The organism is Mesorhizobium sp. B4-1-3, from assembly GCF_006439355.1.
Lineage (GTDB): Bacteria > Pseudomonadota > Alphaproteobacteria > Rhizobiales > Rhizobiaceae > Mesorhizobium.
In genome coordinates, this window is the sequence record NZ_VFTG01000041.1 from 1 (window position 1) to 23,757 (window position 23,757).

At 65.0% G+C, this 23,757-nt stretch carries 25 protein-coding genes, 1 tRNA gene and 2 pseudogenes; 9 read left to right on the forward strand and 19 right to left on the reverse strand.

Annotated elements, in window-relative coordinates; genetic code table 11:
- Positions 1–283: 283 nt before the first annotated feature.
- The 8 genes from FJW06_RS28395 to ureC form a co-directional block, all read right to left on the reverse strand.
- Entirely contained in the window at positions 284–1,051 is a 768-nt protein-coding gene (locus FJW06_RS28395; protein ID WP_140756779.1) for a class II aldolase and adducin N-terminal domain-containing protein, read from the reverse strand.
- 74 nt (positions 1,052–1,125) lie between these two features.
- A complete protein-coding gene (gene ureG, locus FJW06_RS28400) occupies positions 1,126–1,758 on the reverse strand; it encodes an urease accessory protein UreG (RefSeq protein ID WP_073984812.1) in 633 nt (210 codons plus the stop codon).
- The gene (locus FJW06_RS28405; RefSeq protein ID WP_140756781.1) at positions 1,755–2,195 is read right to left on the reverse strand and encodes a DUF3995 domain-containing protein; all 441 of its coding nucleotides are present in this window, start codon (positions 2,193–2,195) and stop codon (positions 1,755–1,757) included. Before FJW06_RS28405 ends, ureG begins: the two co-directional genes overlap by 4 nt.
- Complete coding sequence (locus tag FJW06_RS28410) at positions 2,192–2,881, reverse strand: urease accessory protein UreF (RefSeq protein ID WP_246674909.1); 690 nt, start codon at positions 2,879–2,881, stop codon at positions 2,192–2,194. Before FJW06_RS28410 ends, FJW06_RS28405 begins: the two co-directional genes overlap by 4 nt.
- Positions 2,856–3,434 carry an urease accessory protein UreE gene (gene ureE / locus FJW06_RS28415; RefSeq protein ID WP_140756783.1) on the reverse strand — a complete coding sequence of 193 codons (579 nt, stop codon included), beginning with the start codon at positions 3,432–3,434 and terminating at the stop codon, positions 2,856–2,858. Before ureE ends, FJW06_RS28410 begins: the two co-directional genes overlap by 26 nt.
- Positions 3,431–4,036, reverse strand: a complete 606-nt coding sequence (locus tag FJW06_RS28420) for a glutathione S-transferase family protein (protein ID WP_140756836.1) — start codon at positions 4,034–4,036, stop codon at positions 3,431–3,433. Before FJW06_RS28420 ends, ureE begins: the two co-directional genes overlap by 4 nt.
- A gap of 58 nt (positions 4,037–4,094) precedes the next feature.
- A complete protein-coding gene (locus tag FJW06_RS28425; RefSeq protein WP_140756785.1) occupies positions 4,095–4,688 on the reverse strand; it encodes a hypothetical protein in 594 nt (197 codons plus the stop codon).
- Between the two features lie 88 nt (positions 4,689–4,776).
- Positions 4,777–6,492 (reverse strand): urease subunit alpha, encoded by a 1,716-nt coding sequence (gene ureC, locus FJW06_RS28430; protein ID WP_181178648.1) that lies wholly within the window; start codon positions 6,490–6,492, stop codon positions 4,777–4,779.
- 164 nt (positions 6,493–6,656) lie between these two features.
- Between ureC and FJW06_RS28435 the strand changes: the two genes are divergently transcribed.
- On the forward strand, positions 6,657–7,034 hold the full coding sequence (locus tag FJW06_RS28435; RefSeq protein WP_140756789.1) for a hypothetical protein: 378 nt from the start codon (positions 6,657–6,659) through the stop codon (positions 7,032–7,034).
- Positions 7,035–7,192: 158 nt separating this feature from the next.
- Entirely contained in the window at positions 7,193–7,678 is a 486-nt protein-coding gene (locus tag FJW06_RS28440) for a hypothetical protein (RefSeq protein WP_140756791.1), read from the forward strand.
- A 20-nt stretch (positions 7,679–7,698) separates the two neighbouring features.
- Here FJW06_RS28440 and FJW06_RS28445 read toward each other — a convergent pair whose 3' ends face one another.
- The 5 genes and pseudogenes from FJW06_RS28445 to FJW06_RS28465 form a co-directional block, all read right to left on the reverse strand.
- Positions 7,699–8,004, reverse strand: coding sequence for an urease subunit beta (locus tag FJW06_RS28445; RefSeq protein WP_140756793.1), 306 nt, complete (start codon positions 8,002–8,004; stop codon positions 7,699–7,701).
- Positions 8,001–8,597, reverse strand: a pseudogene (locus FJW06_RS28450) (HupE/UreJ family protein). The gene FJW06_RS28445 and the pseudogene FJW06_RS28450 overlap by 4 nt, the downstream one beginning before the upstream one ends.
- 25 nt (positions 8,598–8,622) lie before the next feature.
- A complete protein-coding gene (locus FJW06_RS28455) occupies positions 8,623–8,877 on the reverse strand; it encodes a DUF1272 domain-containing protein (RefSeq protein ID WP_140756795.1) in 255 nt (84 codons plus the stop codon).
- A 12-nt stretch (positions 8,878–8,889) separates the two neighbouring features.
- The gene (locus tag FJW06_RS28460; RefSeq protein ID WP_041003069.1) at positions 8,890–9,192 is read right to left on the reverse strand and encodes an urease subunit gamma; all 303 of its coding nucleotides are present in this window, start codon (positions 9,190–9,192) and stop codon (positions 8,890–8,892) included.
- 21 nt (positions 9,193–9,213) lie between these two features.
- Positions 9,214–10,056, reverse strand: coding sequence for an urease accessory protein UreD (locus FJW06_RS28465; RefSeq protein WP_246674908.1), 843 nt, complete (start codon positions 10,054–10,056; stop codon positions 9,214–9,216).
- Positions 10,057–10,312: 256 nt separating this feature from the next.
- Between FJW06_RS28465 and FJW06_RS28470 the strand changes: the two genes are divergently transcribed.
- The 3 genes from FJW06_RS28470 (at position 10,313) to FJW06_RS28480 (ending at position 12,714) form a co-directional block, all read left to right on the forward strand.
- Positions 10,313–10,567, forward strand: coding sequence for an acyl carrier protein (locus tag FJW06_RS28470; RefSeq protein ID WP_140756797.1), 255 nt, complete (start codon positions 10,313–10,315; stop codon positions 10,565–10,567).
- A gap of 4 nt (positions 10,568–10,571) precedes the next feature.
- Positions 10,572–11,780, forward strand: coding sequence for a beta-ketoacyl-[acyl-carrier-protein] synthase family protein (locus FJW06_RS28475; RefSeq protein WP_140756799.1), 1,209 nt, complete (start codon positions 10,572–10,574; stop codon positions 11,778–11,780).
- A 229-nt stretch (positions 11,781–12,009) separates the two neighbouring features.
- Positions 12,010–12,714 (forward strand): glutathione S-transferase N-terminal domain-containing protein, encoded by a 705-nt coding sequence (locus FJW06_RS28480; RefSeq protein ID WP_140756801.1) that lies wholly within the window; start codon positions 12,010–12,012, stop codon positions 12,712–12,714.
- A 5-nt stretch (positions 12,715–12,719) separates the two neighbouring features.
- Here the strand turns inward: FJW06_RS28480 and FJW06_RS28485 are convergent, their stop codons facing one another.
- A complete protein-coding gene (locus FJW06_RS28485; protein ID WP_140756803.1) occupies positions 12,720–13,058 on the reverse strand; it encodes a hypothetical protein in 339 nt (112 codons plus the stop codon).
- A 168-nt stretch (positions 13,059–13,226) separates the two neighbouring features.
- Positions 13,227–13,838 (reverse strand): nucleoside triphosphate hydrolase, encoded by a 612-nt coding sequence (locus FJW06_RS28490; protein WP_140756805.1) that lies wholly within the window; start codon positions 13,836–13,838, stop codon positions 13,227–13,229.
- On the opposite strand from FJW06_RS28490, the gene FJW06_RS30340 reads away from it, so the two are divergent.
- The gene (locus FJW06_RS30340) at positions 13,816–14,076 is read left to right on the forward strand and encodes a hypothetical protein (protein WP_181178646.1); all 261 of its coding nucleotides are present in this window, start codon (positions 13,816–13,818) and stop codon (positions 14,074–14,076) included. The genes FJW06_RS28490 and FJW06_RS30340 overlap by 23 nt on opposite strands.
- Positions 14,077–14,177: 101 nt before the next feature.
- Here FJW06_RS30340 and FJW06_RS28500 read toward each other — a convergent pair whose 3' ends face one another.
- Entirely contained in the window at positions 14,178–15,284 is a 1,107-nt protein-coding gene (locus tag FJW06_RS28500; RefSeq protein WP_140756807.1) for a hypothetical protein, read from the reverse strand.
- A gap of 275 nt (positions 15,285–15,559) precedes the next feature.
- Here FJW06_RS28500 and FJW06_RS28505 point away from each other — a divergent pair.
- Positions 15,560–16,408, forward strand: a pseudogene (locus FJW06_RS28505) (D-alanyl-D-alanine carboxypeptidase family protein); the annotation flags it as partial.
- Between the two features lie 244 nt (positions 16,409–16,652).
- Here the strand turns inward: FJW06_RS28505 and FJW06_RS28510 are convergent.
- Positions 16,653–17,102 carry a universal stress protein gene (locus FJW06_RS28510; RefSeq protein ID WP_140756809.1) on the reverse strand — a complete coding sequence of 150 codons (450 nt, stop codon included), beginning with the start codon at positions 17,100–17,102 and terminating at the stop codon, positions 16,653–16,655.
- 487 nt (positions 17,103–17,589) lie between these two features.
- Between FJW06_RS28510 and FJW06_RS28515 the strand changes: the two genes are divergently transcribed.
- Entirely contained in the window at positions 17,590–18,531 is a 942-nt protein-coding gene (locus tag FJW06_RS28515; protein WP_140756811.1) for a DUF1003 domain-containing protein, read from the forward strand.
- 502 nt (positions 18,532–19,033) lie between these two features.
- Positions 19,034–19,110 (forward strand) — tRNA-Arg (locus FJW06_RS28525).
- Between the two features lie 275 nt (positions 19,111–19,385).
- Here the strand turns inward: FJW06_RS28525 and FJW06_RS28530 are convergent.
- Both FJW06_RS28530 and FJW06_RS28535 read right to left on the reverse strand, forming a co-directional pair.
- Positions 19,386–20,936, reverse strand: a complete 1,551-nt coding sequence (locus tag FJW06_RS28530) for a sodium:proton antiporter (RefSeq protein WP_140756813.1) — start codon at positions 20,934–20,936, stop codon at positions 19,386–19,388.
- Positions 20,937–21,494: 558 nt separating this feature from the next.
- On the reverse strand, positions 21,495–23,753 hold the full coding sequence (locus FJW06_RS28535; RefSeq protein ID WP_140756815.1) for a xanthine dehydrogenase family protein molybdopterin-binding subunit: 2,259 nt from the start codon (positions 23,751–23,753) through the stop codon (positions 21,495–21,497).
- Positions 23,754–23,757 lie beyond the last annotated feature (4 nt).

Below are 23,757 nucleotides of genomic sequence, written 5' to 3' on the forward strand. Positions count from 1 at the left end.
ATCCTCAACGCAAAGGCACGCGACGCGAGAACCGAGTTCGCAAATGCAACTTGACACGCCAGATAGTCGCTCTCCCCCGATCGACGGGGTAGAGGAAAGGCGCCAAGCCTTTTGCCGTCGACGCTCGTCCAGCAACGCCCCCTTCCTTTCCCTCCGGAGGGGGGGAAGGTGGCGCTGCGAAGCAGCGACGGATTGGGGGAACCACCTGACGATCAAGCCTCGGCCCGATCAGTCACAGAAAATGTGTGCATCACGTGGTGTAAACGGGGAGAAGGATGGCCTCTCAGCTCCGGTAGACGGGCTCTTCCTCGTCGAGGATCGCTTTCAGCTCTGCCAGATGGCGCTCGGCCTGGCCGGGGTAGTCGTCCATCTCGCGCGCGGTCTTCTCGGCGATCTCGTCGGAGAGCGTGCGCAGCGGACGGCCGGTCCACAGCGCCTTGATGTAGGTCTCGGCGGCGCGCTCGAAGTAGAACATACGGTTGAAGGTGTCGGCGACGGTGTCGCCGATGACCATCACGCCGTGATTGCCCATGACCATCACCTTGACCTTGGGGTCGGTGAGAAGCTGCGAGCAGCGCTCGCCCTCTTCCTCGAAGGCCAGCCCGCCATAGTTGGCGTCGACGACATGGCGGTTGAAGAACATGGCCGAGTTCTGGTCGACCGGAGGCAGCGTCGAATCCGCGAGCGAGGCAAGCACGGTGGCATGGATCGAATGGACATGCATAGCGCAGCGCGCATGAGGGACATTGCGATGGATGGCGCCGTGCAGGCCCCAGGCGGTCGGGTCGGGCGCGTTGGGACCGGACAGCGTGTCGGGATCGCTGGCGTCGATCAGGAGCAGGTCGCTTGCCTTGATGCGGGAGAAATGCACCTGGTTCGGGTTCATCAGGAATTTCGTGCCGTCCTCGTTGACGGACAGCGAGAAGTGGTTCGCTACCGCTTCGTGCATATTGAGCCGGGCGGTCCAGCGGAAGGCGGCGGCGAGATCGACCCGCTCCTCGTAATAGGGCAGGTTGCTCAGCGGTTCCTTGTGCAGGCGGGCAAGGCTCATCGAAAATCCTCCTGTTTGGGTGAGAATGCCGTGCCTGACGGCTGCCAGCAACCGCAAACTGGTAGGTCAGCGGCTCAGGCGGCAGGCCGTTCCGATTGCAGCCCACCCTGCTCGACGATGAAGTCGATCACTTGCTGCAAGCCCTTGCCGCGGGACAGGTCGGTGAAGCCGAAGGGCCTTTTGCCGCGCATGCGGCCGGCATCCGACTCCATGACGTCGAGGTTGACGTTCACATAGGGCGCCAGATCGCTCTTGTTGATGATCAGGAAATCGGAGCGCGTGATGGCCGGGCCGCCCTTCCTCGGAATCTCCTCGCCCTGGCAGACCGAGATGACATAGAGCGTCAGGTCGGCGAGGTCAGGCGAGAAGGTGGCGGCGAGATTGTCGCCGCCGGATTCGATGAAGATGATGTCGAGATCAGGAAACTTTTTGTTCAGCTCGGCTATCGCCCGCAGATTGATCGAGGCGTCCTCGCGGATGGCGGTGTGCGGACAGCCACCGGTCTCGACGCCGACGATGCGCTCTTCGGGCAATGCCTGCAGCCGCGCGAGCATCATCGCATCCTCCTTCGTGTAGATGTCGTTAGTGACGACGGCGATGGAGAAATCGTCGCGCAGCGCCTTGCAGAGCTTTTCGGTGAGCGTGGTCTTGCCGGAACCGACAGGGCCGCCGATGCCGATGCGAAGAGGACCGTTTTTCGACGTCATGCCGGAAACTCCATGATGGCAAGGATTGCGAAGCCCAGCCCGATCAGCAGGCAGAGCGGCGAATAGAAGCTTTGGTCGAGCCGCGCGAAAGGCTGTTCGGGCGCAAGCCCGCGCCACCAAGGCGTGAAGCCGGCGATGCCGCGGCCAAGGAAGACGAGGCCGATCATCAATGCCGTGGCCGCCAGGCCCTCCCGTGGAAAGGGCGTCGCGAAGATGCCAGCCAGCGCCAGCGGCCAGAGCGTCGCGAGCGCGAGGCACGCGGCGACAGCAAAACTCGCGAAGGTCGAGGGCATTTCATCGACGCCGCGGAAGCCGACGACGGCGCGCGCGCAAGACGCCTGGTCCGTGCCCGGCCAGATGCCGCCGATGCCCCAATAGACATGCAGCGTGGTGATCAAGAGCAGGACGAAGGAGAGGATGACGGCAAGAACGATCATGAGCGGAACAGTCGCGAGTATTGGGTTTCGTGGTTCATCGCCATGATGTCGGAGACAAAAGTCGCGCCGCCCAGATCGTCCAGGCTGGAAGCGGCGGCGCGTGATGCGGTCGCCAGCGCCAGAGATTCAAAGCCGGCTAACAGCACGACGGCATCGCTTTGACCGATGATGCCTAGCCTGATCGCCGCCTGCACGAGATTGGAGAAGAAAGCCTGCAGGAAGGCGGATAGAGCCTGCGAAAGCTCGACGCCGCCGCTGCCGGCAACGGCGCCGACCGCAACGCAATAGGGGCAATCGGCCGGCAGGCGCTGCAACGCCAGAGACGACCAGGCGGTTGCAGCCTGGAGAAAGGCCGTGCCCTGCAGCATGGTTTCGAGATGACGCTCCCGCGAGCCGGCGAGCGCCTCGGCAAGTGCTGCGACTTCCGCCAGGTCGCCGCCGTCGCGCGCGCGGCGCCAGCTTTCGGCGAAGAGCACGGCGTCGTTCCAGCCGGACCCCAACTCGACCAGCGTCTCCAGCCAGCCGGCGAGATCCTCGCGATCCGCGATCAGTCCATCCTGCACGGCGCGCTCGAGGCCGTGGCTGTAAGAGAAGCCGCCGACCGGAAAGGCGGGCGACAGCCAGGCCATCAAGCGCAAAAGCGCGACGTCGGAAAGCCGCTCACTCATGATGATGGTGGTGACCATGGTGATGGTGCGCATGATCGTGACGATCGTGATCATGGCCGTGGTGGTCATGATCATGATCATGCGAATGGCCGTGGTCGCGGCCATGTCCGGAATAGGCGCCGCGCACCGGGCTGAACGGCTGCGAAACCTCGCTCACCGTGGCGCCGAGACCTTCGAGCATCGCCTTGATGACATGATCACGCAGAATGAGGATGCGGTCCGCCTCGATCGCCGCGGCAAGGTGACGGTTGCCGATGTGCCAGGCGAGTTCGGTGAGATGAACCGCATCGCGGGCGCGGATGTCGTAGACCTCCTCGGGTGCTGCGACGACTTCGAGCTGGCGGCCGTCTTCCAGCACCAGCCGGTCGCCATTGTTCAGCGCCACCGGCTCGGGCAGGTCGACCAGCACCTTTTCGCCACCGGCCGTCTCGATGGCGCGGCGACGCAGATGCCGCTCGTCATGCGGCAGCACGGCTTTGTCGTAGGGCTCGGTCAAAGCCGGATCGCCGGCGGCGAGCACCGAAACGGCACGCGGGAATTTGGTGAAATCGGTGTTAATGTTGAGCTTCATTTCATGGCTCCGCCATTGGCTTGCGCCCTTGCACGGGCGGGGCGCTGAAGGACACGGTCGAAATAGGCATTTACCCTTTCGGAATTGATCGGGAAACGGCCGGCGCGCGCCCAGCCGCCGATATCGCCGAGCAGCACGTCGACGGCGGAGAACCGGTCGCCCAGCGCAAAGGGCTTATTGCCAAGCCGACGATCCAGCGCTTTTATTTCGGATGCGAAATCATAGGCCGCGGCCGGGCCGACATCGACGCGCACGTCCTTGGGCAGCAGGAAGCGGTGGCGCAGCTTGTTCCAGAGCGGCGCTTCCAATTCGCTCTGGGCGAAGTGCATCCAGGAATCCATCTCGGCGCGACCGGCAAGACCCGGATTGGCGCCCATGCCTTTGTCGGCATGCTTGTCGGCCAGATAGACGCAGATCGCCGCCGAATCCGTGATCTTCAACTCGCCGTCGATCAGGATCGGCACCTTGCCGGAGGGGTTGAGCGCGTAAGCTTCCGGCGAGCGCAGCTTGACCTCGACGAACTCGTAGGGCTGCCCGAGTTCCTCGAGCATCCAGAGCACCCGGCTGACCCGGGAGCCGCGCGATCCGACCGCCTTGTACATGGTTGAGTCCTGCATTTCTCCAAATCCTAGATCAACGCAAGCATCAGCCCAATGGCGCTCAAACGATGGTGTCGAAGAGCCGCAGGATAAAGGATATCTGATAGATTAGCGCGGCCGCGACGAAGGCGATGTGAAAGCGCTTGTCGCGCACCAGGATCGCGACGATGCAGAGCGCTACGAAGACCGGCGTGCGGAACAGATATTCGTTGCCGAAGCGGGCGAAGTGCTCCGGGCCCTTGAGCAGCGTGTCGATGACGTCGAGCAGATAGGTCGCCGCCAGCAGCCCGAAGAACCAAGCGCGGCGCGAGTAAAAATAGTCCTCGTAGCTGGTGTAGTCGAGCATCGAATCCGGAAACAGCAGCGCGCAGAGCAGGAACAGCGTGATGGCGTAGAAGATGATGAAAAGGTATTTGCCGAAGGTCCAGTTCGCGATGGCGTAGAGGCCGAACTCCCACCACCAGAAATGCACGAGCATCAACAGCACCGAGGCGACCCAGGCGAGATGCACCGCGTAGAGCCGGTACTGGCCGGGATGCTGGACGATTCGGGCGGTTCCCGACAGCAGGCGGGTGACGCCAAGGCCGATCACCATGCCCATGACGATGCGGATATGCGGGAAGATGTCGTGCGGGGAGGCTATTTCGGTGGCCATGCGTGATCACAATGCTGCGGCTTTGGCGCATATTGCGGTCTGCACGCGCGAGCCGCAACGATATTTGCCCGCTCACGATCAGCCGTTGTCAAAACAGAAAATATCGCTGCGCCATCGGCAGCACCGTGGCCGGCTCGCAGGTCAGGAGCTCGCCGTCGGCGCGCACCTCATAGGTTTCGGGATCGACTTCGACATGCGGCGTTGCGTCGTTGAGCACCATCGAACGCTTGCCGATGCCGCCGCGGGTGTTCTCGACCGCGACCATCGTCTTGTCGACGCCGAGCCTTGCTTGCAGGCCGGCGTCCAAGGCTACCCTGGAAACGAATGTCACCGAGGAGTTGGTCAGCGCCTTGCCATAGGCGCCGAACATCGGCCGGTAGTGCATCGGCTGCGGCGTCGGGATCGAGGCGTTCGGATCGCCCATCGGGGCAGCGGCAATCGTGCCTCCGACCAGCACCATCTCCGGCTTGACGCCGAAGAAGGCCGGGTTCCACAGCACCAAGTCGGCCCGCTTGCCCACCGTGACTGAGCCGATCTCCTTCGGGAGGCCGTGCGCGATGGCCGGGTTGATGGTGTATTTGGCGATGTAGCGGCGGACGCGGAAATTGTCGTTGTCGCCGCTCTCCTGCGGCAGGGCTCCGCGCTGCCGCTTCATCTTGTCGGCGGTCTGCCAGCAGCGGATCGCCACCTCGCCGACGCGTCCCATGGCCTGGCTGTCGGAAGAAATGATCGAGAAGGCGCCGATGTCGTGCAGGATGTCCTCGGCCGCGATCGTCTCCTTCCGGATGCGACTTTCGGCAAAGGCGATGTCCTCGGGAATCGACGGCGACAAATGGTGGCAGACCATCAGCATGTCGAGATGCTCGGCCAGCGTATTGACCGTGTAGGGCCGGGTCGGGTTAGTCGAGGACGGGATGACGTTGGGCAGGCCGCATACCTTGATGATGTCGGGCGCATGGCCACCGCCGGCGCCCTCTGTGTGGAAGGCATGGATGGTGCGACCCTTGATAGCCGCGACGGTGTTCTCGACGAAACCGGATTCGTTCAGCGTGTCGGTATGGATCATCACCTGCACGTCGTAGGCGTCGGCGACCGACAGGCAGCAGTCGATGGCCGCCGGCGTCGTACCCCAGTCCTCGTGCAGCTTCAGCGAGCAGGCGCCGGCCAGCACCATCTCTTCCAGCGCCGCCGGCTTTGACGCATTGCCCTTGCCGGACAGGCCGATATTCATGGGAAAAGCGTCCAAGGACTGGATCATGCGCGCCATGTGCCAGGGACCGGGCGTGCAAGTGGTGGCCAGGGTGCCGTGCGCGGGGCCTGTGCCACCGCCGAGCATCGTGGTGATGCCGCTCATCAGCGCTTCCTCGATCTGCTGCGGGCAGATGAAATGGATATGCGCGTCGAAGCCGCCGGCCGTCAGGATCTTGCCTTCGCCGGCGATGATCTCGGTGCCGGGGCCGATGATGATGGTGACGCCAGCTTGCGTGTCCGGATTGCCGGCCTTGCCGATCGCTGCGATGCGGCCATCCTTCAGGCCGATATCGGCCTTGATAATGCCGGTAAGCGCGTCGACGACCAGCGCATTGGTAATGACGGTGTCGACCGCGCCGCCCGCCCGCGTGACCTGGCTCTGGCCCATGCCGTCGCGGATGACCTTGCCGCCGCCGAATTTCACTTCGTCGCCATAGACGGTGAGGTCCTTCTCGACCTCGATGAAGAGTTCGGTGTCGGCGAGCCTAACCTTGTCGCCGACCGTCGGTCCATACATCTGCGCGTAGGTGGCGCGGCTTATCCTGGCCATCAGCAATTGCTCCCGAAATTCCAATTGATTGCGCGCGGGGTACACAGTCTCGCCACCCAATGGTCACGCAATGACCCGCCCGGCGACACTTTGAGCGCCCATTTGGGCGTTCCCATCGGGCCGTTGAGGCGGGCGGAATCACTCCCAAGCCGATGGAAGGAATATCCATGCGCAACGCGATACTTGTCGCCGCAGCCGCCACCTTGATGATGGCGGGCGCTGCCGGCGCCCAGCAGCAGCCGACGCCGCAGCCGAGCCCGGCGCCGACCGCCCCCGCCGCGCCGAAAGCCCAGTCCGCGGCGCCGGCCATCCAGAGCGTCAACGTCGTCGATATCACCGAATTGCCAAAGGACACGCAGACGCAGGTCAACCAGATCGTGGCGCAGCGCGGCGACGCCGGCCTGCAGACCTTGCGCAAGTCGATCGACGCCACACCCAAGGTGAAATCCGCGCTCGAAGCCAAGGGCATGAGCTCGGCGCAGGTGATCGCTGCCAGCATGCAGCCCAACGGCGCGCTGACGCTGATCACCAAGAAAGCGAGTTGATTGCGTGCCTTGGCGGGCCGCCTTGCGGTCCGCCAACCATATTTGAACGGAATGCGGGTCGCCTTGCGGGCCCCACTCCGGCTTTTGAAGGGAACCTGCGGCCAGACAGGACCGTTTCGCTGTTTTCGCCCCGCCACGAGTTCAGTCAGGAGCGAGCGATGGCGATTGCCCCGCCTTTTGCAAAATGGAGTCCCGTGGCTGCCGCCACGCTTTTCATGGCCGCAGTCCATGCGGCGCCCGCGGCGCAGCCGCTGGACAACGGCCGGCCTGCCGCGGCAATCGTCGATTCCGATGTCCGGCAGGAAGAGGCGCTCTCCACGACGGAGGCCGGAAAGGTCATCACGGCCATCGACCGCACCCGCGAGAATATCGGCGCGGTGCGCAAGGTCACCAAGCTCGACACGGTCGACATCGTCTTCCTGACCGACGCGGCGCGCAGCGAAGGCGGGCCGCCGCCGGCCATCGAGAACAAGGTGAAGCAGCATCAGGAGGATGTCGCCGAATTGCGCCAGGAGATCGAGGCGAACGCCTTGCTCTTCAACGCGATCGATTCGCGGCGCGTGCAGGCCGAGGACGTGCTCGCCGTGGAGTTCGACAATCCGGGGAAGGTCGTCATCTATGCCGCCGCCAAGCCGCCGAAGTGATGTGAGCGCACCGCCGGACCTCACAGCTTGCCCATCACCTTCTGCTGGAAACCATAGACCTCGCGCTTGCCGCCAAACGGCACCAGCGTGACGTCACGCTCCTGCCCCGGCTCGAAGCGCATGGCGGTGCCGGCGGCGATGTCGAGCCGCATGCCCCGCGCGCGCTCGCGGTCGAATTTCAGGCCTTCATTGGTCTCGTAGAAATGATAATGGCTGCCGACCTGGACCGGCCGGTCGCCGCTGTTGGCGACCTTGAGCGTGACGGTGGGCAGGCCCTTGTTCAGCTCGATGTCGCCTTTGGCCGTGATGACTTCGCCGGGGATCATCGCGCTCTCACAACATGCCAAAGGCAAGGCCGACGCCAATCGCCGCGCAAGCGGCGCCGGCGGCGCGCGCCACGCCGCGGAAGCGCGAGCCCAGGCGCAGACCGGCCGCGATGCCGACGCCGTGGAGCAGCGTCGTGGCAATCGCAAAGCCCGCCATATAGTCAAAACCGCCGGCATTTTCCGGCACTTCGGTGCCATGGGCATGGCCGTGGCGCGAACAGGCCGATGACGGCGATCCCGGCCGGGACCGGCAGGTCGATCGCCAGGGCCACCAGCAGACCGAGCGCCACGACGGAAGCGAGGATAGCCGGCTCCACGAACGACACCGGCACATGCAGCATGCCGAGCGCGCCGCCGGCCAGCATCGCGCCGACGAAGGCCAGCGGCCAGGCCCAGACGGCCTTGCCGCCCTTCATCGCCGCCCACAGGCCCACGGCGATCATGACCGTCATATGGTCGAGCCCGGAAAGCGGATGCGCGAAACCGGCGGCGAAGGAAGAGGTGGAGCCTGCGCCGACATGGGCTTCGGCCGGCACGGCTGCCAGGAAAAGGATCGCGGCAAGTGCGGTTCGTTTCGTCGAGGCGGGGATCATCTTTCAGCCCTTTCCAATTGACCTGTTAAGCAGCCTTGCGCGGGCCGCAGCCTTCGGCCTTGAGCACGCGCCTGGTCGATGGCGGATATTTCGTAAGCTTCGCCGCCGGCCGGATCGGCCGCGGCGCGAAATTGCCGCCGCAATTCGGGCAGACGCCGCCCAGCACATTGTCCACGCAGTCGGCGCAGAACGTGCATTCGAAGGTGCAGATCAGCGCATCCGTCGCCTCCGGTGGCAGATCCTTGTCGCAGCATTCGCAATTGGGCCTGAGCTCCAGCATCGGTCTTCCTCCTCACCGGATTGGTTCGTGCACGGTCACCAGCTTGGTGCCGTCGGGAAACGTCGCTTCGACCTGGACGTCGTGGATCATCTCGGCGATGCCGTCCATGACCTGGGCGCGGGTGACGACATGGGCGCCCGCCTCCATCAGTTCCGCGACCGGACGGCCGTCGCGCGCGCCTTCGACGACGAAGTCGGTGATCAGGGCGATGGCTTCGGGATGGTTGAGCTTCACGCCACGCTCCAGGCGCTTGCGCGCTACCATCGCCGCCATGGCGATGAGCAGCTTGTCCTTTTCACGCGGCGTAAGATTCATGCAATGCCCCGGTATTCCAGCTCAGAGTGACCACAATTTGGGCAGGCCCGCCCGCCCATTGAGCAGTTCGACGAGCGGAACCAGCCGCTTGCGGAGCTGGTAGCCGTCACCGGCACAGAGCCTCGCAAGAAGCTTGCCAGATCGGCCGACGCTCCAGAAACTGGCGCCGCCGCCCTCGCTGATAACGGGGCCGCCGATGCCCGTATCGCCGACGATGGCTCGGACCTTGTCCAGCAGGTCTTCCGCCTGCGGCGAAACGAGCAGCACCGTGGCGAGCGCAAGCGCGCCGCCGGTCGCCGCTCGCCGCTGCAGCGTTGCCGCGATATCCGGGCCGAGCCGGAGATCCTCCGCATGGACCAGCCCGCCGCCTTGGCGGACCCGCCAGCGGTCGTGGAAACTGCCTTGAATCGCCCGCTCGCCCATCGCAAGCCGGCCGAACAGCGTGGCTTCCAGTATCAATGCCTCGGCATCGTCGCCAAGCTCGACATCCAGCGTGCGGGCAAAGGCGGCGCGGTCGAAAACGATGGTTTCCTGCGGCAGCCAGGCGATGCGGCCGCCCGGACCGACCCGCAGGCCGACGCTTGTCTCTGCCCTGTCGGCGGCGGCGCGATAGACCTTTTCGCAGGCCTGGGTGGTGATGGAGGCGGAGGCGCCGGCGCCGACCTCGATCGTCCAGCCGAGGCGGTCGCCGCCGGTCATTCCGCCGGCAGTGTTGATGAGCACCGCCTCAAGCGGATCGCCTTGTATCGCCGGCAGGCGGATCTTGGCCGATCCGTCCTGGTAGAGCCGCTGCAGGCGCGTCCGGCCCTCGCTCTTGCCGCAGAAAAGCCTGGCTCGCCCGGCAACACGTTGTGCGGCAGGCAAAGGAGCAGCGGCCAAAGGCAAAGCGGGCCGGGGTGTCAGGGCGTTCTCGATCGTGTCCACCGTTCCAGGTTAAGCACTCCAGCGGCTTTGTCGATATATCGCTTGTTGCTTGACATCGTTTTGGTTTCTATAGAGGGAAGCCACCCTGGAGCGGTCGCGCGATGTCTGGCGAGGTAAGGGCAACGGCGTTGTTGGGTCCGGGGATCAAGAAGGGCGCTGATCAGTTGGCGTCGGGAAACGACAGGGAAGGAACCGAATGGCTGACCAACTGACGACCGAGATCATCGAAAAGATCAAAGCGCATGCCGACACCGGCGGCGAGGAAATCACCGCCAGTACCGATCTCGGAGCGCTCGGCATCCATTCGCTGGAGTTGACCGAGATCATCTTCGATCTCGAGGAGAAATACGGCATCGAGATCGAGATGAACACGGTCGATGCCTGGAGCAATCTCAAGAACGTCGGCGACATGGTCGAGGCGGTTCGCGAACTGATCGCGAAAAAAGCCTGACTGCATGCAAAAACGCGTCGTCATCACCGGTATTGGCGGGATTTGCGGGCTAGGCAACGATGCGGCGGCAATATGGGACGCCATGCGCGCCGGCCGCTCGGCCATCGGCCCTATCGACAATCCGTCGCTGCATGACCTCAAGGTCAAGACCGGTTGCGAAATCAAGCAATTGCCGGACCATGGCATCGACCGCAAGCAGGTGGTGTCGATGGACCGTTTCAGCCTGCTGGCGGTGATCGCCGCGCGCGAAGCCATGCGGCAGTCCGGATTGACGGCCCATGCGGACAACACTTACCGGATGGGCGCAATCGTCGGCATCGGCGTCGCGGGCTTCGAGACCATCGAGGAGAACTACCGCGCGATCCTGCTCGAAGGGCGCAACCGCGCCGCCATCTTCACCGTGCCAAAAGTGATGCCGGGCGCGGCCGCCGGCCAGGTCAGCATGGCGCTCGGGCTCCGCGGCCCTGTTTTCGGCGCCACGTCGGCCTGCTCGTCCGCCAACCACGCGATCTCCTCGGCCGTCGACCAGATCAGGCTCGGCCGCGCCGACGTGATGGTCGCCGGCGGCACCGAGGCGCCGCTGGTTTGGGGCGTGCTGAAGGGCTGGGAGGCGCTGAGAGTGCTTTCGCCCGACACCTGCCGACCGTTCTCGGCCGATCGTGCCGGCCTTGTGCTTGGCGAAGGCGCCGGCATGGCGGTGCTCGAAAGCTATGATCACGCGATGGCGCGCGGCGCCACCATCCTGGCCGAGATCGCCGGCGTCGGGCTTTCTGCCGATGCCTCCGACATCGTAGCGCCGACCGTCGAGGGACCGGAAGCGGCGATGCGTTTCTGCTTGGCGGATGCCGGCCTCAACCCGGAAGACGTCGACTACCTCAACGCGCACGGCACCGGCACCAAGGCCAACGACCAGATCGAGACAGCGGCGATCAAGCGTGTCTTCGGCGGCCATGCCCGTTCGCTTTCGGTGTCGTCGACCAAGTCCATGCATGCGCATTGCCTGGGCGCCTCCGGCGGACTGGAGATGATCGCCTGCGTCATGGCGATCCGCGACGGCCTCGTGCCGCCGACCGCCAATTACCGCGAGCCGGACCCGGAATGCGACCTCGACGTGACGCCGAACACTGCGCGCGAGCGCACGGTGCGCGCGGCGCTCAGCAACAGTTTCGCCTTCGGCGGAACCAACGCGGTGCTGGCCTTCAAGGCGGTCTGACCGAAGCCGTCCGGTTGACTGTGTACATGGAGCGGTCCCCCGTTTCCCGGAAACGGCGAACCGCTCTATCTCTTTGTTTTTACGCAGTTCCGGTCGGAAAACCCCTCACACTTTTCCTGGAATTGCTCTAGCCGCCTGCCGGTGTATTGATCGCGGCCGGCCGCGGACCTAATTCTTGCCTCACCCGCCATAAGCGCCACCCGGCGCCAATCCGCATCCGGAGTTTGCTATGCCCGACCTGTCCGCCTTTCCGATTACCAAGCGCTGGCCGGCCGAGCAGCCCGAGCGCCTGCAGCTCTATTCCGCCACGACACCCAACGGCGTGAAGGTCTCGATCGCGCTGGAGGAGATCGGCCTCGCTTATGAGCCGCATTATGTCGATATCGGCAGGAACGAGAGCTGGACGCCGGAGTTCCTGTCGCTCAACCCGAACGGCAAGATCCCGGCGATCGTCGATCCGGACGGTCCGGGCGGCAGGCCGATCGGCCTGTTCGAGTCCGGCGCCATCCTGCTCTATCTGGCCGACAAAACCGGCAAGCTCATTCCCGCCGATCCGGCGCGGCGCTACGAGACGATCCAGTGGGTGTTCTTCCAGATGGCGGCGATCGGCCCGATCTTCGGACAGGTCGGCTTCTTCCACAAATTCGCCGGGCGCGAGATTGCCGACAAGCGGCCGCTGGAGCGTTACCGCGACGAGTCGCGGCGGCTGATCGGCGTGCTCGAAACGCGCCTGAAGGGCCGCAAGTGGATCATGGATGACGACTACACCATCGCCGACGTATCGATGCTAGGCTGGATGCGCAACCTGATCGGCTTCTACGAGGCGCGTGATCTGGTCGGTTTCGACGATTTCCCAACCGTCGCCGGCTGGCTCGAGCGCGGCCTGGCGCGGCCGGCGGTGAAGCGGGGCCTCACCCTCCCGGCGAAGGGCTGAGCCCTTTACTTCGTCTTGGCGCTTGCACCACCGCGGCCGAACATGGAGGCCGCCAGCCTCGCGGTGGCGACAACCGCTCCGGTCGCGACGCTGGCCACGGTGCGGATCGGGCCCGACTTCCTTTCCGCCGGTCCCGTTGCGGGCCTGTGGGGCTTCGCGCTCTTGGCCGCGACCTTGTGGGCGGCGCTGGGCGTCACTCTCTTCGGCGGCGCCTTGCCGAAAGCCGGCTTGGCGTCCTTCGACCGCTCGGCGATGGCCGGGCCGGCCCCGGCCTTGGCCTGCGCCGTCCTGGGTTGGTTGGCCCTGGCCTTCTTGGGCGCGGTTTTTCTGCTGTTGGTTGCCATCTGACAGCTCCTGCAATTTTCTTCGCAACTCCAGACGGAAAGCGACGCGCGCCTTCTTGGGATTGCTCCGGCGCCGGACAATTCGGGACAGGGTCATAACGGCGTGAAAACCTTAAGGTTCCCGCCCAAAAATATTGAAAATTAAGCAGGTTAACCAATGATCCGTCATTAACCAACGACCATATCGGCAGGCCGGCGCCGCGCCAGCACCCGCTCGATGTTGGGCATGTCGTTGGAGGCGATCCAGGCGCGGGCGTCCTCGTCGGACTTGCCGTGCTCGCGCCAGCGCTCCATCAGCCGGCGCTCGAGCTCGCCCCGCGGCACGTCGACGAAGATGGTGAAATCGAACAAAGGCGCCAGCCGCGACCACGGCTGCTCGTCGAGCAGCAGGTAGTTGCCCTCGACCAGGATGAATTTGGTGTCGGCGCCGACGATCTCGGCCGCCGCGCGCGACAGTTCGATGCTGCGGTCGAACACGGGAATCGCGATATCGGGCTCGCCGGAGCGGATGCGCTTCAGCAGCGTCTCGAAGCCAGCGAAATCGAAGGTTTCCGGCGCGCCCTTGCGGTGGCGCAGCCCGCGGCGGTTGAGAATGATGTCGTCATAATGGAAGCCGTCCATCGGCACGACCTCCGAGCTGCCTTCCGGCAAAAGGTCATGCAGGTTTGCCGATAGCGTCGACTTGCCGGAACCCGGCGGACCGGCGATGGCGACGACGAAGCGCTTGGCCTTGCCAGCGCGCTTGAAGATGGCGGCGGTGATATGGGCGATCTCTGACATCGGCGCCTTTCCGGTGCGGTTCGGCCCGCATCTTGGCGGGAGTGGATGGAAAATTCAAACCCAGGCGGCGAGTTGGCAGCCGCATGCCGCCGCTGCGGTGCAGAATCCGAAATGCCGGCGGGACAGCACCCCCTCTGTCCTGCCGGACATCTCCCCCGCAACGGGGGAGGTTGGCGGCTTCGTCGTCGGCGCCAGTCCTGCAGCGCCGGCGATTGGCGAAAGCCTGCGCGACATCTGATCTCCCCCCTTGCGGCGGAGATGGCCGGCAGGCCAGAGGGACGGAATGCGGCGTCGCAGTAACTTTCTTGATCGTCCCATCCTTAGCTTCGCCATATGACCTCAGGCCGGAACCATACGCCCAATGCGCAGGAACGCGCCGTCGAACGGCACCTCCTGCACTGTCCCGTCGAGAGCAAGCATGCGCAGGCGGTCAGGCGCCGATTGCAGACCGCTGGGCGGCTCCACGCCCGCGAACGGAACGCCGCCGATGACATGGCGGAACGAGACCGACCGGCCCTCGGCCAGCGCGAAGGCCGTCGCCACGCCTTCATGCTTCAGCCAGTTGTCGCCGAGCGAGGCGGCGTGGCCGATGGCGGTGCGGCCGTCCTCGATGCCGAGCACGCCGACATGGCGTCCGCTCCAGGGCGCGTAGTCGCGGCCGCCATTCGAGAACCAGAGCATAGTCACCGGCAGTTCGGCCGGGTTCTTCAGCACCAGCACCAGGTCCCGCTCGGCGCGCCGCGCGATCGCCGTCCAGCCCGGACCGCCATGATCCGCCTCGACCAGGGTGATGAAATCCTCGCGCCTGTCCTCGATGCGGTAGTCGGCGAGGTCGGTCGCGCCGCCGGCGGCGAGCGGGAAATGCGCGAGATCGCTGGCGCGGGCCGGATAGGCCAGCATGAAGCGGCCGTGCGCCGGGTCGGGCTCCAGCGGCGTGGCGGGCGTCACCGCCACGCGTTTCGGCGAGAAGGCCAGCCGGCCGCCGCCTTGCATGACCGTCATCGGATGATGGGCGACGGAGATGGCGTCCGAGCCGCCGGACAAGACGTGTTCCTGGTAAAGGAAGGGGTGGCCATCGCGCAGCGTGAAGATCTTATCGACGGTCGCGCCCATCACCTTGCGGCGCAGCCGGAAGACGGCCCGCCAGCCGCCGGCAACCGCGCCGTTCTCGACGACGTCCCATGCGCTGTTGGCCGGCCAGCCATGCAGGGGTGCGGGCTCGACATCGCTGGCCGAGAAGGGCGCGCAAAGGAAATCACCGGAAAGCCGGACCGTGCCTTCGGGAAGGTTTGCAGGCAATGTCTCGCGCGGCGACCCGATCCAGGGCGCTCGATGCAGCGGCTTCAGGACGCGGCCGTCGGCCTCGATGTCCATGGCGGCGATATGGCCGACGGCAAGATCGAGCGAGACGGAGATGCCCTTTGCGCCGATCGTGATCGTGTCCATGGATGCCTCTCCGAATCTTTTGCTTCCACCAACAAAGCCCGTCCAGCGCCGGATACGCAAGCGTGATGACGGGCAATTTGCATCAGGCGTGCCCACCCGCTTTGCGCCTTCGCAGGCAGCTTCGGCAACGGCGCCCGGATGCAATTCGGTGTTAAGATCGCCGTTAACCAGTTGGACGCGGCACATGCGTTACGTTAGCTTCGCCGCATCTCAGCAACAGCTTTAGAACCGTCTTGCCCCGTCCCTTCCTCATCCTCCAGAAACTCATCGCCGCGATGGCCCTGCTCCTGCTGGTCGCCGGCTGCACCACGGCAGCGCCGCCTGAAAGCGTGCTGGCCGTGCCGGCCAAGCCGCAGAAATATGCGGCGATCGTCGTCGACGCCTCGACCGGCAAGACCTTGTTCGAGGTCAATTCGACGGCGCAGCGCTATCCCGCCTCGCTGACCAAGATGATGACGCTCTACATGCTGTTCGAGGCGCTGGAGAGCGGCCGCGTCACCAAGGAAACGCAGATCCCGGTTTCCGACCACGCCGCCTCGCAGCCGCCGACCAAATTGCGTTTCCGGCGCGGCGAGACGATCGACGTCGATTCCGCGATCCGCGCCATGGTGGTGAAGTCGGCGAACGACGTGGCGGTGGCGGTGGGCGAATATCTGGGCGGCGGCTCGGAGGACCAGTTCGCGGCGATGATGACCGCCAAGGCGCGCTCGCTCGGCATGACCGGCACCAATTTCCGCAACGCCTGCGGCCTGCCCGACGACGGCCAGGTGACGACGGCGCGCGACATGGCGGTGCTAGGCATGGCGCTGGAAAAGCGCTTCCCGCAGCATTTCCACTATTTCTCCGAAAGCGACTTCATGTTCCGCGGCAGGCTGGTGCGCGGCCATAACGACATGCTGGGGCGCGTGCGCGGCGTCGACGGCATCAAGACCGGCTACATAAGAGCCTCCGGCTACAACATCGTCACCTCCTACAATGCCGACGGGCGACACCTGATCGTGGTGGTGATGGGCGCCGACAGCGCGCGTCAGCGCAACAATCACGTCGAGGCGCTGATCCAGCGCAGCCTGGGGCCGGCAACGGCCAATGGCAACCAGCCCAGGCTGATGTATTCCGGGGAGCAGACCGCGGCCACGCCACCCACCCTGCTTCCGCCAGCGGACTCGGCGTTACCCGGTTTGCCGCTGCCGGGTCAGCCGACGCCTGCGTCGCCGGTGCCGGGTTCGCCGGCGTCCGATCTGCCGTCAGCGGATCTGGCGTCGCCTACGTCGCCGCTGCTGCCGGCGGCTCAGTAGCGTGGGTCAAGAGGGGCGCGCTGCCGCTCTTCCCGGAATGACGACCTCAGGGAAGGCGTCCCCCAACGACCGTTTATCTGACCACCAGCACCGGGATCGTCGTCAGCGACACCACTTCCGCCGTCTGGCTGCCGAGCACCAGGCGGCCGATGCCGCGGCGACCGTGCGAGGCCATGACGATGAGATCGCTGCCTTCCGCGCCGGCGACTTCGAGGATCGCCTCGGCGGGCGTCCGGTTCTCGATATGGAGCCCCTTGGAGCCGACGCCCTTCGCATCCGCGTCGGCCTTGCACTTGCCGAGCAACTCACGGGCGTATTTGCGCGCGCTTTCCTCGTAGTTGACCAGCTCGTCGGCGGCGACATAGCCAGCCATGGCGCCGCCCCAGGCGAGCGCCGGGAACGGCTCGGAGACGGTGACGAAGGCGACGCTGGCGCCGAGCCCCTTGGCCAGCTCCAGCCCATGGGAGACGCCCTTCTGGGCGAGTTCGGAGCCGTCGGTGGCGATCAGGATTTTCTTGTACATGGTGGCGATCCCTCATTTTGCGGAGCACTGCGCGGCCCAAGTGGCGGGAGCCTGAACGGTCAGGCCTGAACTCGATATAGTCAGCGTATCGGACCAGCCACAGGGGCCGGCTTGACGTGGATCAAGGCCAGGCGGCGGAGACGATTGCGCCAAGGAGTGGGACGGTCGCGAGCGGCGCTCCCCCTCACCCAGCCTCCGCTTCGCTCGGCTGACCATTCCGGGGCGATCCACGGGTCTCGCCCGTCCTTCGGAGCCCCGGCGGGGAGAGGAGATTGTCGGCGCCGGCGCTTCCATCTTCTCCCCGCCGGGGAGAAAATGGCCGCGTAGCGGCCGGATGAGGGGGCTGCGCCGAACTATGCAATTGCCTTGGCAGCGCGACTCCCTCATCACAAGAACTTGTTCGGTCACATCACCTTCACACTGACCATGGATATGCCGCGCCGGCTTGGCGTATCGTACCCCAAAGCCTCGAACAGGAGCACCGACCATGGCAGGCGACCCGAAGGCATCCGCGCAAATCCAGGCCGACAACGAGAACGACGTCGCCGGCGAGTATCTCGAGGCGGAGACCGTGCCGGAGGATGCGCAGGCAGCCGCCGACGAGATCCTCGAAGCGCCGGAGGTGCCGGATTCCGAGCCGCACGCCGAACCGCATGTTCCAGGCACGGCCCGGATCAAGCCCAAGAAAAGACCCTCGGCGATCTCGGGGCGCAAATTCCGCAAGCGCGACCTGGTGCGCATCGACGATCTCAGGCCCAGCCTCGCCGACCGTATCCGCTCCGACCATCCCGACCTGCCGCGCGGCGCCCGCATCAGCCGCGAGGAGCTCGGCCGCTACCGCATGCGCTACATGGAGGAGCTCTTACAGCAGGAGCACGGTGAATTCTCCGAGCTCGACCGCCAGGTGGTGGAATCGATCGCCAGGCAGGACACGATCTCGGAAAACTCGGAAGAGGAGTTCGAGGAGCACCGCTCCTTTGCCGACCGCGTTTCCGACTCTATGGCCGAGTTCGGCGGCAGCTGGTGGTTCCTGATCTCCTTCGCCACCGTGCTTCTGGTGTGGATCGGCATCAACCTGATCGCCGGCACGACAAGCGCCTTCGACCCCTACCCGTTCATCCTGCTCAACCTGCTGCTCTCCTGCATAGCCGCCATCCAGGCGCCGGTGATCATGATGAGCCAGAAGCGCCAGGAAGCCAAAGACCGGCTGCGCTCGTTCAACGACTACCGGGTGAACCTGAAGGCCGAGCTGGAGGTGCGCCACCTGCACGAAAAGCTCGACTATCTGATCTCGCGCCAATGGCAGCGGCTGGCCGAAATGCAGCAGATGCAGCTGGATGCGATGCACGAACTGGCAAGCGCCAAGAAGGCGAAACGCGCGACAAGGGCGGTGAGAAGGAAGACGGCGAAGGCGGGGGTGGAGGGGTGAGCGGGAGTTCCTCGCCCCACGCAGTGGGGAGAGGTGGCCCGGCGAAGCCGGGACGGAGAGGGGAGAGCGCCCTATCCGATAGCTTGTCGGTCAGCTAATCACCCCGTCAGCCCACCACCCAATCGCCAATTGCCCGTTGAAGCCCGCGGCGGCTTCCGCTAAGAAGCCGTGGCTGGCCGGCTCACCGGCTGGTTCGTTTCCTCCGGGAAGCACCCGTAGCTCAGCTGGATAGAGCGCTGCCCTCCGAAGGCAAGGCTAAGTCAAGTACGTCGTGGGTGACGGTGGGAAAAATCGAGGAAAACCAAGCAATTGGAGGAACTCGAAGGAAGCAGAAGAATCGCTTCCGTGGTCACGGAAGCACCGCGGAAGCAAATCAGAGGGAGTGTGTGGAGTACGAACGGCGACAATCGGTGGCGGCCTGTGGCTCACCCCGTTTGCATCCGTTTGATTGTTGGATTCGTGATTGACCCTGATCGGTCGCGGACACTATCTGAATACCGATGCACCCGTAGCTCAGCTGGATAGAGTGTCGGCCTCCGAAGCCGAAGGTCACAGGTTCGAATCCTGTCGGGTGCGCCAACCCACAAAGGTTGTTTGGCGGGTTAGAGCGTTGCGGCTCGCGCCCTTTCTTCCCTTGGCCTCGAGCCTGGCGCTACTCTTGGCCATACGCCTCAGGTTGGTCCGCTTCGAACGCAGGCCATCCTCAAAGTGGCCGGCTGCCAAAGCGAGGAACGCTGCCGCCGAGTCGCCCCCAAGTCTTCTCCTAACGGCCAGGCGGTTACGGCAACGCGTGGGCGATGCGGTTCGTCAGGATTGAAGAAGTTGAGCTCGTGAGGTCGCCGGCCCTGCCGAGGTTACGTGCGGGTGGCTATCGCCAAGTCGGAAAGATCCAGCTCTTCTTCGAGCCGATGAAAGGCCTCGTCCCCAATTCGACCGTCTCTGCGCATGTTGAACAAGCACTTTCGTCGGGCGGCAACGACCCTCGAACGGAGAGCCTCAGCTGGAAACGTCGGCCGCCCATCGCCAGCGCGAGCGACCGCCGCGGTTCGGCGCTCGGCCTCCAGGTCCTTGCGCAAGGCGTCGGCCGCTTCGCCCGACTCGCCTGCCAACGCCGCGAGCGCGGCATCGGCGCTCACCACTCGCGCCTGCCGCACCTCCTGATCAACCGGCGACTCGTCGTCAACGTCGAGCTTCAGCACGAGCGGTCGAAGCGTGAGGCCCTGGATCAGCAACGTGCCGAGCGTAACGGAGAACGCCGCGAACAGCAGCATTCCGCGTTCCGGAAACGACTGCGGCAATGCGAGCGCGGTTGCGACGGTGACGATGCCTCGCGTGCCAGCCCAGCCGACGATCAGACCGGTGCGCCAGTCCGGAAGCGGGCCTTCCGCCGGCGCGGAGGCACCTTGCCGTTTGACCCGCCAACGGGTCCATAGCGCCGCACCCACGCTCCATAGAAGCCGGACTGATATGACGGTGCCGAGCACGGCCGCGCCAATGACGAACCAGCGACCTAACTCTCCGGGAGCCGCCGACTCGATGACCGGCCCGAGTTCGAGTCCGATCAGCAGGAAGGCTAACACGTTGAGGACAACGACCGCCGTGTCCCAGACCGCATAGGATGGCAGCCGCAGCCGGGCCGGCTGGTAGCTCGATCGGGAGCGGGCCAGCGTGATTGCGTAGGTGACAATCGTCAGGATCGGGGACAGCCCGGTATGCTCCGCCAGAACCCAAATACCGAACGTCGTGACGAACTGGAGGATGATCGAGGAGGGAGCGTCATCGATGAGGCGCACGATCCTGCCAATGATCCAGGCGAGTGCCGGACCGACGATCACGCTGCCGATGATCGACAGCAGGAATGCCGGCGCGATCGCCTCCGCGCCTATGCTGCCGCCGGCGAGCACCGCCGCGATGGCGAGCCTGTAGATCAAGAGCGCGGACGCGTCGTTGAGTAAGGCCTCGCCTTCGAGGATCACCGCGACCCGGTGCGGCACGTCGACGTCGCGCAGCACGGTGGTCGCCGCCACTGCGTCGGGCGGCGCGACGATGGCGCCGATCGCGATCGCCGCCGCCCAAGGGATGTCCGGCACGAGGAGGCGGACAACGGTTGCGACCGAAATCGTGGTCACCCCAACGGCGAAGAGCGCGAGGCTCGTCACTGCGCGCCAATTGCGTTTCAAATCCCGCAGGGAGGTGTCGTAGGCGGCATCCAGCAAGGCCGGCGCGACGAACAAGGCCAGCACGAGTTCGGGATCCATGTGCGGCGCGACGCGGACGGGCGCGATTGCCACGGTTGCCCCTGCAAGCGCAAGGAGGACCGGATATGGCACATGGATACGTCGCGCGATCCCGAGCAACAGCACGGCGCCGGCGAGCATAATCAGAATGGTTTCGAACACTGTCATGCGCTTCGCTCCCGCCGGAACTGCTTATAGCTGTTGTATTTCGGCGAAACCGCGCGGCAGGTGCAATGATTCTATTCCGCCCATTGCGGGTCCGGATTGCATCCGCCATTACTGCCGAAAAGCAAAAGTTCGCTGCTAAGAACGACTGCGCCAGGCGAACTGGATTTCTTGCGCTACCGGCGCGGTGAATTGCTCCGGGCGGTCATAATCCGCCAGGACCGACTAAGCGCGGGGACAGCGATCAGGCGACCAAGACCGGTGCGAACCGGTCGGTCGCAATCGGCGATGATCCGCCTCGCCGTCCCGGCTGGCATAAGCGTCGGTGGAGAATAAGCGCGCCGCGTGCGCCACGATTGAGAGCCGTTGCAAGGCCGAGCCGCAGCGAGCTGTCCTTGCCGGCCGTAGGATCGGGGTTGCAGGCGGAGCACCTCCGCGGGCGTCGCTGCAGGCGCGCTGATTGCATCGGCTACCGCCCGAGCCTCGCTCGCCCGATTCGGTCGAGAGGTGGTGACCGCGCGGTTGGCGAGCATTCGAGCGGTTTCCTTCGTCGATCCGACCTCAGGCCGCGATCAGCAGGTCCTCGATATGCACCGGCAAGTCGCGAACCCGCACGCCGGTTGCGTGATACACGGCGTTGGTGATGGCCGCCGCGATACCCGCGAGCCCGATCTCGCCGATGCCGCGCGCCCCCATCTCGTTGAGGTGGGTGTCGGGATAGTCGAGGAAGATCACATCCATTGGCGGCGTGTCGGCATGCGTCGCCATGATGTAGTCGGCGAGGTTGCTGTTGACCGGCATGCCGTTGCGCGCGTCGTAATTAGTCTCCTCGAACAGGGCCATGCCGATCCCCATCGTCACCGCGCCTTCGATCTGGTTGCGCCCCATCAGTGGATTAATGATGCGGCCGGCGTCGATGACGGTGACGGCGCGGTTGACGCGAAGACGGGCGATCTCCGGCTGCCACGCCACCTCGACGAAATGCGCGCCGAAGGAGTGCGTTGAGTAGGCGGGGTGCTCTTCGTCGCGAGTGCCCGCTGATTTTCCATGGCCTTCGACATGGCCCAGCCGTGCCGCGGCCAGTACATCTTCAAACGACCGGCCCTCATTGGGCTGCTGCCCTTTGCGGTGCACACGGCCCTGATGAAAATCAAGCTGCGCAACGCTGGCCTTGTCAAAGTGACTGTCGCCTTCGGCAGCCGCGGCGAGCAGCCGGCCGATCGCCTCGCGCGCGGCCTGCGCCACCGCCGGCACCAGCGAAGCCGTCGCCATCGAGCCGCCGGAAAACGGGCCGGGCGGAAGAGTGGTATCGCCGATCACCACTTTCACCCTGTCCACGGTCACGCCGGTCAACTGCGACACCATCTGCGCCAGGACCGTGTAAGTGCCCGTGCCGATGTCCTGGGTTGCGCTGGCCACTCGGACGCTGCCGTCGGCGTTGAACATGACGCTGGCTTGGGCAGGTATGCGTGCGGCCATCCAGGTGCATGCCGCCACACCCCAGCCGAGGATCACGTCGCCATCGCGCATCGACCCGATTTCCGGCTTGCGCCGCGACCAGCCGAATTTCTCGGCCCCGGTGGTCAGGCATTCCTTGAGATGGCGCGATGAAAAGGGAATGTTCTTGCTCTCGTCGATCGCTGGCTCGTTTTTGAGACGCAGCTCGACGGGATCCATCTTCAGCGCGACGGCCAGTTCGTCCATCGCCGATTCCAGCGCGTACATGCCGGGCACCGCGCCTGGCCCACGCATGGTCGTAGCCACGCCAGTGTCCCGTCCGGCAAAGGCCGAGGTGATGCGCAGGTTGGGCGTCGAGTACATGAAGCTCGATGACTCGCCGCAATTCTCCCTGTACTCGGTCAGCCGCGCGCGGGAGTAGATAAAGTCGTGTCGCAGCGAGACCAGCTTCCCGTCGCTGGTCGCGCCCAAACGAATGCGTTGTTGCGTGTGCGGCCGGTGACCGACACACTCGAATGTCTCCTCGCGTGTCAGCACCAGCTTGACTGGCTGACGCAGGTCGCGTGCAGCTGCGGCGGCCAGCAGCGAATGCGGCCAAACCGATCCCTTGCCACCGAACCCGGTGCCGAGAAATTCGGTAACAATGCGCACATCTTCGGTCGGTACGCCGAGCATTTGCGCGATCAGTTGGCGGGAATTCATCACCGCCTGCGTGGTTTCGTAAAGGGTGAAACGGACGCCATCGAAGGTCGCAACACTGGCGTGCAGCTCGATCGAGCTGTGCGTTTCGAACGGGGTATTGTAGGTGTGGTCAACCTGCACGGAAGCGGACGCGAACGCAGCGTCCGGATCGCCGCGCTCGCTGTCAGGTTGTCGGGGTTCATTGGCCGGAAGTTTTCCAGATGCGTCGCCCATTGCCGGCGCTAGCGATGTGGACACATTCGGATTGGTAACGGCGCTGTAGCTGGCCTTGACCTTGCGCGCGGCCGCGGTGGCATGCTCGAACGTATCGGCGACCACAAGGGCGATATATTGACCGTAATAATGGACCGCGTCGTCATCGAGCGGCGGCCGACGCTCATTGATGAGTGCCTTGCTCGACGTGGGCACGCGATAGAACTTGCCGATATTGTGGCGGGTATAGACCTTGCGGACGCCCGGCATCGCTTCGGCCGCCCTGGTGTCGATCGCCGCGATCGTGCCGCTGGCGATAGTGGCTCCGACCGGCACCGCATAGAGCATGCCCGGAAAATGGAAATCCGAGGTATAGCGCGCAGCGCCGCTGACCTTGAGCGGCCCGTCCACCCGGACAGTCGCGCGGCCGACGGCGGCGTGCGGTGCGGTGGCGGCGTCAGATGGCATGTCC

Excerpts from the sequence above, each read along its gene's own strand:
- FJW06_RS28490 (WP_140756805.1), bottom strand. The coding sequence starts at position 13,838 with ATGTCAGAGATCGCCCATATCACCGCCGCCATCTTCAAGCGCGCTGGC.
- FJW06_RS28420 (WP_140756836.1), bottom strand. The coding sequence starts at position 4,036 with ATGTACAAGGCGGTCGGATCGCGCGGCTCCCGGGTCAGCCGGGTGCTC.
- FJW06_RS28405 (WP_140756781.1), bottom strand. The coding sequence starts at position 2,195 with ATGATCGTTCTTGCCGTCATCCTCTCCTTCGTCCTGCTCTTGATCACC.
- FJW06_RS28435 (WP_140756789.1), top strand. The coding sequence starts at position 6,657 with ATGCGCAACGCGATACTTGTCGCCGCAGCCGCCACCTTGATGATGGCG.
- FJW06_RS28510 (WP_140756809.1), bottom strand. The coding sequence starts at position 17,102 with ATGTACAAGAAAATCCTGATCGCCACCGACGGCTCCGAACTCGCCCAG.
- FJW06_RS28460 (WP_041003069.1), bottom strand. The coding sequence starts at position 9,192 with ATGAATCTTACGCCGCGTGAAAAGGACAAGCTGCTCATCGCCATGGCG.
- FJW06_RS28530 (WP_140756813.1), bottom strand. The coding sequence starts at position 20,936 with ATGACAGTGTTCGAAACCATTCTGATTATGCTCGCCGGCGCCGTGCTG.
- FJW06_RS28485 (WP_140756803.1), bottom strand. The coding sequence starts at position 13,058 with ATGGCAACCAACAGCAGAAAAACCGCGCCCAAGAAGGCCAGGGCCAAC.
- FJW06_RS28395 (WP_140756779.1), bottom strand. The coding sequence starts at position 1,051 with ATGAGCCTTGCCCGCCTGCACAAGGAACCGCTGAGCAACCTGCCCTAT.
- FJW06_RS28500 (WP_140756807.1), bottom strand. The coding sequence starts at position 15,284 with ATGGACACGATCACGATCGGCGCAAAGGGCATCTCCGTCTCGCTCGAT.
- FJW06_RS28475 (WP_140756799.1), top strand. The coding sequence starts at position 10,572 with ATGCAAAAACGCGTCGTCATCACCGGTATTGGCGGGATTTGCGGGCTA.
- FJW06_RS28480 (WP_140756801.1), top strand. The coding sequence starts at position 12,010 with ATGCCCGACCTGTCCGCCTTTCCGATTACCAAGCGCTGGCCGGCCGAG.
- FJW06_RS28425 (WP_140756785.1), bottom strand. The coding sequence starts at position 4,688 with ATGGCCACCGAAATAGCCTCCCCGCACGACATCTTCCCGCATATCCGC.
- FJW06_RS28535 (WP_140756815.1), bottom strand. The coding sequence starts at position 23,753 with ATGCCATCTGACGCCGCCACCGCACCGCACGCCGCCGTCGGCCGCGCG.
- FJW06_RS28440 (WP_140756791.1), top strand. The coding sequence starts at position 7,193 with ATGGCGATTGCCCCGCCTTTTGCAAAATGGAGTCCCGTGGCTGCCGCC.
- FJW06_RS28470 (WP_140756797.1), top strand. The coding sequence starts at position 10,313 with ATGGCTGACCAACTGACGACCGAGATCATCGAAAAGATCAAAGCGCAT.
- FJW06_RS28515 (WP_140756811.1), top strand. The coding sequence starts at position 17,590 with ATGGCAGGCGACCCGAAGGCATCCGCGCAAATCCAGGCCGACAACGAG.
- ureE (WP_140756783.1), bottom strand. The coding sequence starts at position 3,434 with ATGAAGCTCAACATTAACACCGATTTCACCAAATTCCCGCGTGCCGTT.
- ureG (WP_073984812.1), bottom strand. The coding sequence starts at position 1,758 with ATGACGTCGAAAAACGGTCCTCTTCGCATCGGCATCGGCGGCCCTGTC.
- FJW06_RS28410 (WP_246674909.1), bottom strand. The coding sequence starts at position 2,881 with ATGGTCACCACCATCATCATGAGTGAGCGGCTTTCCGACGTCGCGCTT.
- FJW06_RS28455 (WP_140756795.1), bottom strand. The coding sequence starts at position 8,877 with ATGCTGGAGCTCAGGCCCAATTGCGAATGCTGCGACAAGGATCTGCCA.
- FJW06_RS28445 (WP_140756793.1), bottom strand. The coding sequence starts at position 8,004 with ATGATCCCCGGCGAAGTCATCACGGCCAAAGGCGACATCGAGCTGAAC.